Consider the following 6,106-nt stretch of genomic DNA (forward strand, 5'->3'; position numbering starts at 1 on the left):
CGCTCCTGCGCGCTGTCGCCCCGCCGGGCGACCGGGACGCAGCCCGTGGCGCGCGCCGGCCCGACCACCGGCATGTCGACGTAGACGCTCTCCGAGGCGCCCGGAGGCACGCCGTGGGTCTCGTGCCAGATGCCCACGGCCCCCTCGCGGGACGCCTGCGTGCACCGCTTCGGCGCGGTCCCGCGCGAGGACGGCCCGGGAAAGGGTTGAGGCCCGGTGCACCTCGCGGTGCACCGGGCCTCAGGTGTAGCCCCGACGGGATTCGAACCCGCGCTACCGCCTTGAGAGGGCGGCGTGCTAGGCCACTACACAACGGGGCCGCTGGGGTACCAGGACTCGAACCTAGACTAACTGGACCAGAACCAGTCGTGCTGCCAATTACACCATACCCCATGGTGATCGCGGTTCCGGGGGGATCCCCCGTGGCCGCGCCGGGACGGAACTCTACCCGAGCCCCGGAGGGCCGGTGAACGCCGGGGCCCCGTCCCCGTGCGGGGCGGGGTGCGGGGCGGGGTGCGCGGGCGCCGGGGCGGCGTCCACGAGCGCCTGCGCCGGGGGGACGAAGAGGCGCTCGAGGCGCCGCCGGCGCGCCAGGCGGGCCACGACCGCGGCGATGACGACGAACATCACGAGGTCGACCAGCACCGCGCCCGCCGGGGCCGACGTGCTGGTCAGCGCCTCCTCCAGCCCGCCGCTGAGCACCGTGGGGATGAAGATGAGGATGTTGTTCAGCGCGTGGAAGGCGATCCCCGTCTCCAGGCCGCCGGTGCGCCACACGAGGTAGGAGGCCACGAGGCCGAAGCACAGCCGGTCGGCGAACAGCCACGGGTCCTGGGACCCGTGGGCCAGCGCGAACAGGGACGCCGAGACCGCGGCGGCGACCAGCGCGCCGAGCCCGGCCCGGGCGAACCAGGAGCCGACCGCCTGGGAGAGCCAGCCGCGGAACAGGTACTCCTCCCCCGCGGCCTGCAGCGGGGTGGTCAGGACGACGACGACGAGCAGCGCCAGGGCGTCCTGGCTGACCTCGCCGGAGCCGAACGCCTCCGGGTCGAGGAGCCAGGAGCCGCCGAGGACGACGACGAGGGCCGCCAGCGGCACGAGCCCGCTGAGCAGCATCCAGCGCCACCGCAGGCCACCGGCCACCGACGACACCCACCGGGGTCGCCAGCGGTGACCGGCGAAGACCGCCAGGGCGGACAGCGGGATGAGCGCGGCCAGCAGCAGGTTGTTCGCGAGGAAGCCCCACCAGGAGCTCACGAGGTCCTCCTCGACCTGCGCCTCGCTGATGCCGCCGCCGGAGGCGGCGGTGAGCGCGACGCCGATGCCCACGACGGCGATGAGGACCGCGAACAGCACCGCCAGGCCGCCGACGACGACCGCGAGCGACACCAGGGGGCGCCACCAGCGGTGCCGGGGCCCGCGCAGCAGCTGCGTGTACGGGCGGGGCTGCCAGGCCTGGGCCGGCGCCGGCGGGCGGGCGGCGACGGCTGCGCTCGGAGGGCTCACGCGTCCAGGCCCGCGCGCAGCGCCGCCAGGCGCGCCAGGCTGCTCTCGCGGCCCAGCAGCTCCATCGACTCGAACAGCGGCGGGGAGACCCGGCGTCCGGTCACCGCCACCCGCAGCGGGGCGAAGGCGAACTTCGGCTTGACCCCCAGGCCGTCGACGAGGGCGGCGCGCAGCGCCTCCTCGAGCGCGGCGGCGGTCCACTCCGGCAGCGCCGCGAGCGCCGCGCTGGAGGCGTCGAGCACGTCGGCGGCCTCCGGGCGCAGCGCGGCGCGGGCGTCCTCCTCGACGACGAGCTCGTCGTCGGGGGTGAGCAGGAAGCCGAGCATGCCCGGCGCCTCGCCGAGCAGGGTCATCCGCTCCTGGACGAGCGGTGCGGCGGCTGCGAGCAGGGCGAGCTGCTCGGCGGTCGGGTGCTCGCCGAGCAGCCCCGCCGCCCGCAGCGGTGGCAGGAGGCGGTCGCGGAAGTCCTCGGGGGCCAGCATCCGCACGTGGGCGCCGTTGATGGCCTCGGCCTTCTTGAGGTCGAAGCGCGCCGGGCTCGCCACCACGTCGGCGACGTCGAAGGCCGCGACGAGCTCGGCCGGGGTGAACACGTCGCGGTCGGGGGCGATCGACCAGCCGAGCAGGGCCAGGTAGTTCAGCAGCCCCTCGGGCAGGAAGCCCCGCTCGCGGTGGAGGAAGAGGTTGGACTCCGGGTCGCGCTTGGACAGCTTCTTGTTCCCCTCCCCCATGACGTAGGGCAGGTGGCCGAAGCGCGGGACGCCGACCGCGACGCCGACCGCGACGAGCGCCTCGTACAGCGCCACCTGGCGGGGGGTGGAGGCCAGCAGGTCCTCGCCGCGCAGGACGTGGGTGATGCCCATGAGGGCGTCGTCGACCGGGTTGGTGAGCGTGTACAGCGGCGTGCCGTCGGCGCGGGCCACGACGAAGTCGGGGATGCTCCCGGCCGGGAAGGTGATCCGCCCGCGCACCAGGTCGTCGACGACGACGTCCCGCTCCGGCATCCGCACCCGCCACACCGGGGCCCGGCCCTGCGCCCGGAACGCCGCCGCCTGCTCGGGGGTCGTCGTCCGGTCGAAGCCGTCGTAGCCCAGCTTGGGGTCGCGCCCGGCGGCGCGGTGGCGGGCCTCGACCTCCTCCGGCGTGGAGAAGGACTCGTAGGCGTGGCCGCCCTCGGCCAGCTTCGCGAGGACGTCGGCGTAGACCGCCCCGCGCTGGGACTGGCGGTACGGCGCGTGGGGGCCGCCGACCTCCACGCCCTCGTCCCAGTCCAGGCCGAGCCAGCGCAGCGCGTCGAGGAGCTGGTGGTAGCTCTCCTCGCTGTCGCGGGCCGCGTCGGTGTCCTCGATCCGGAAGACCAGCGTGCCGCCGGTGTGCCGCGCGTAGGCCCAGTTGAACAGGGCCGTGCGCACCATGCCCACGTGCGGGACGCCGGTCGGCGAGGGGCAGAACCGCACCCGCACCGGCGCCTGCGCCGCCTGCTCGCTCATCGGCGCACCACCGGGTTGCTCAGGGTGCCGATGCCCTCGATCTCGACGTCCACGCGCTGGCCGTCGACGACCTCGCCGACGCCGGCCGGGGTGCCGGTGAGGATGACGTCCCCCGGCAGCAGCGTGAAGGCGCGGCTGACGTAGGAGACCAGGTCGGGGACGTCGAAGACCATGTCGGAGGTGCGGCCGTCCTGGACGGTGCGCCCGTCCAGGCGGGTCGAGATCGCCAGGTCGCTGACGTCGAGGTCCGGGACGATCCACGGCCCGAGCGGGCAGGAGGTGTCGAAGCCCTTGGCGCGGGCCCACTGCCCGTCGCCGCGCTGCCAGTCGCGCGCGGTGAGGTCGTTGGCGCAGGTGTAGCCCAGCACCACCTCCGCCACCCGCTCGCGCGGCACGTCCTTGCACACCCGCCCGATGACGACGGCCAGCTCGCCCTCGTAGGAGACCTCCTGCGACCCCTCGGGCAGCACCACCGGGTCGCCCGGGCCGACGACCGCGGTGTTCGGGGTGAGGAACATCAGCGGCTCCGCGGGCAGGTCGTTGCCCATCTCCGCGGCGTGCGCGGCGTAGTTGCGACCGATGCCGATCACCTTCGAGCGGGGGATGACCGGGGCCAGCAGCCGCACGTCGGCCAGGCGCACCTGCTCCCCCGTCGGCTTCAGCGGCGCGTAGAGCGGGTCGCCCACGACGACGTGGACGACCTCCTCCCCGGCCGCGCCCTCGACCAGCCCGAAGCGGGGGTCCTCGCCCGTGGTGAACCTCGCGATGCGCACCCCCCGAGGGTAGTGCGGCGCTCCGCTCCCCCGTGATCGACGTGCTTCCCGGCCCGAGGACCGGGATCCTGGGAGTTGCCTGAGGCAAGCCCCCTTCCTCCCGAGGAGCTCCGTGCTGTTCCGCGCCACCCCGGCCCGCCGTCCTCCTCGCTCCGCCCCCGGCCCCTGGACCCCGCCCCGAGCCCGTCTGCTGCGCTTCCTCGGCGGCCTCGCCGTCTGCGTCGTCGGGGTCTTCCTGTCCCTGCGCGCCGGGCTCGGGCTCTCCCCCTGGGACGTCCTGCACGCGGGCGCGAGCGACCAGCTCGGCCTGTCCTTCGGCACCGTCGTCATCGCGGTGGGGCTGCTCGTGCTCCTCGTCTCGTGGGCCCTGGGGGTGCGCCCCGGCCTGGGCACGCTCTTCAACGTCCTCGCCGTCGGCTGGGGCCTGGACGCCCTGCTGGCCACCTCGTGGCTGGAGGGTCTGGCGGAAGCCCCGGTCGCCGTGCGGGGGCTCGCCGTGCTCGGCTCGGTGGCGGCCCTGGGCTTCGGCGCGGCCCTGTACATCGGCGCCGGGTACGGCGCCGGCCCCCGCGACAGCCTCATGGTCGCGTGCCACCAGCACGGCTGGCCGATCGGGCTCTCCCGCTGCGTGATCGAGGTGTCGGTCGTCGTGGTGGGCTGGCTCCTCGGCGGCCCGGTCGGGGTGGGGACGGTCCTCCTCGCGCTCGGCACCGGGCCCGCGGTGCAGGCCTCGTTCCGGCTCCTGCGCCAGCAGCCGCCGACCTCGCGGCCCGTGCAGCCCCGCGCCTCAGCGCGCCGGCGCCCAACCCGTCGCGCGGTGCCCGCCGCCGGGGACGCGGAGCAGCAGGCCGCCTGACGCCGCGGCGCCTCGACCGCCGGGCCGGCGAGGAGCACCCTGCAGCGTGCGCTCCCGCAGCCCGACCGTGCTCGCCGTGCTCGCCCTCGCCGCCGTCCTGCTCGGGACGGTGGCGCCGCCCGCGCAGGCCGGCTGCTCCGCGCCGGTGCTCGTCGTCGGGACGACCGTCGACGACGCGCACCCGCCGGCCACCGGCGGCAGCCTCGTCGCCGGGCAGGACCTGAGCGTCTCCGGGCTGCGGTTCCACAGCGGCTGCGACGACACCGGGGAGAGCAGCGGCTGCTCGGCGCCCCCGGCGCCCACCGAGGCGCCGCTGCGCGACGTCGACCTGGTGCTGGAGCAGGGCGGCAGGACCTGGACGCTCGACACCCAGGACGCCTCCGGCCGCGAGAGCGGCTACGCGCTGCGCTGGGACGGGCGCGTGCCGGCCGACGCCGCCCCGGGGCCCGCGACGCTGCGGGCGGCCACCACCAGGCTGCCGGTCGAGATCACCGGCTGAGCGCCGCGTCGTCGGGGGCCAGGACCCCCGGCAGCAGCCCGGGGCCCGGCGTCCCGGCGGGGTGCTCGAGCAGCGGCACGACGCCGTCCTCCCACGCCCGCAGCACCGGCTCGACGACCTGCCAGGACTGCTCGGCCTCCTCGGCGCTCACCGAGAGGCGGCCGCCGCCGCCCAGCACGTCGCGCAGCACCTGCTCGTAGGCCGCCAGCTCGCCCTGCACGGGGGCGGGGCCCTCGGCGGTGGTGGGGGCGTCGAGGTCGATCCAGCGCTGCTCCCCCGTGCCGCGCAGGTGCAGCAGCACCCCCTTGCGGGTGGCCGCCAGGCCCTTGCCGACGCGCAGCACGAACCGGGTGCCCTCCCACCGGGGCGCGTCGACGTCGAGCACGACCTCGGCGTAGGTCTCGGTGCGCCGGGAGGGGTCCACGCCGGCCTCCGCGGCGTAGCCGGGCACGTCGACGAGCCCCTCGCCGCCGTCGCCGGGCAGCCGCCCCGCGGTGTAGCGGGCGCGCCGGGTCCGGGTGGTCGCCTCGTCCGGCGCGAGCACGCGCACGGCGCGCAGCAGGGCCAGCTTGGCGTCGTGCAGGGCCTGCTCGTCAGGGGAGGCCGGCGGCTCCATCGCCAGGAGCACCAGCACCTGGAGCACGTGGTTCTGCAGCACGTCCCTCAGCGCGCCCGTGCCGTCGTAGAAGCCCGCCCGGCCCCGCAGGGCGAAGTCCTCCTCCCACAGCAGGTCGACCTGCTCCAGGTGGCCGCCGTCCCAGACCGGCTCGAGCTCGCCGCCGGGGCTGCGCAGCGCGACCAGCTCGGCCACGCGCGGCATCCCCAGCACGTGGTCGACGCGGAACACCGCCCCCGGGTCACCGCCGGTGGCCCCGGCCAGCGCGGCGTTGAGGGCTCGCGCGCTGTCGAGGTCGTGGCCGAACGGCTTCTCCACCGCCACCCGGCTGCCCGGCGGCAGGCCCACCGCGGCCAGCGCGCGCAC

At 76.3% G+C, this 6,106-nt stretch carries 6 protein-coding genes, 2 tRNA genes and 1 pseudogene; 2 read left to right on the forward strand and 7 right to left on the reverse strand.

Annotated features, from left to right (window positions below; all coding sequences use genetic code 11):
- The 6 genes and pseudogenes from AC5FZL_RS14855 to AC5FZL_RS14880 all read right to left on the reverse strand — a co-directional run.
- Positions 1–146 (reverse strand): annotated as a pseudogene (locus AC5FZL_RS14855) (monooxygenase family protein); the annotation flags it as partial.
- A gap of 101 nt (positions 147–247) precedes the next feature.
- A tRNA-Glu gene (locus tag AC5FZL_RS14860) sits at positions 248–320 on the reverse strand.
- Position 321: 1 nt separating this feature from the next.
- Positions 322–393 (reverse strand) — tRNA-Gln (locus AC5FZL_RS14865).
- A 51-nt stretch (positions 394–444) separates the two neighbouring features.
- Entirely contained in the window at positions 445–1,506 is a 1,062-nt protein-coding gene (locus tag AC5FZL_RS14870; protein WP_493619666.1) for a CPBP family intramembrane glutamic endopeptidase, read from the reverse strand.
- Positions 1,503–2,996 (reverse strand): glutamate--tRNA ligase, encoded by a 1,494-nt coding sequence (gltX, locus tag AC5FZL_RS14875; RefSeq protein ID WP_493619667.1) that lies wholly within the window; start codon positions 2,994–2,996, stop codon positions 1,503–1,505. The genes AC5FZL_RS14870 and gltX overlap by 4 nt, the downstream gene beginning before the upstream one ends.
- Positions 2,993–3,769 carry a fumarylacetoacetate hydrolase family protein gene (locus AC5FZL_RS14880; protein ID WP_493619668.1) on the reverse strand — a complete coding sequence of 259 codons (777 nt, stop codon included), beginning with the start codon at positions 3,767–3,769 and terminating at the stop codon, positions 2,993–2,995. Before AC5FZL_RS14880 ends, gltX begins: the two co-directional genes overlap by 4 nt.
- Before the next feature lie 112 nt (positions 3,770–3,881).
- Between AC5FZL_RS14880 and AC5FZL_RS14885 the strand changes: the two genes are divergently transcribed.
- Positions 3,882–4,625 carry a YczE/YyaS/YitT family protein gene (locus AC5FZL_RS14885; protein ID WP_493619669.1) on the forward strand — a complete coding sequence of 248 codons (744 nt, stop codon included), beginning with the start codon at positions 3,882–3,884 and terminating at the stop codon, positions 4,623–4,625.
- 46 nt (positions 4,626–4,671) lie between these two features.
- The gene (locus AC5FZL_RS14890) at positions 4,672–5,124 is read left to right on the forward strand and encodes a hypothetical protein (protein WP_493619670.1); all 453 of its coding nucleotides are present in this window, start codon (positions 4,672–4,674) and stop codon (positions 5,122–5,124) included.
- On the opposite strand, the gene AC5FZL_RS14895 is transcribed toward AC5FZL_RS14890, so the two are convergent.
- Positions 5,114–6,106: glucose-6-phosphate dehydrogenase (locus AC5FZL_RS14895; RefSeq protein WP_493619671.1), on the reverse strand; the 993-nt coding region annotated here is incomplete at its 5' end. The genes AC5FZL_RS14890 and AC5FZL_RS14895 overlap by 11 nt on opposite strands.

Source organism: Quadrisphaera sp. DVD1 (assembly GCF_058932755.1).

Bases quoted from the DNA above. Each gene is read 5' to 3' on its own strand.
- gltX (WP_493619667.1), bottom strand. From the start codon at position 2,996: ATGAGCGAGCAGGCGGCGCAGGCGCCGGTGCGGGTGCGGTTCTGCCCC.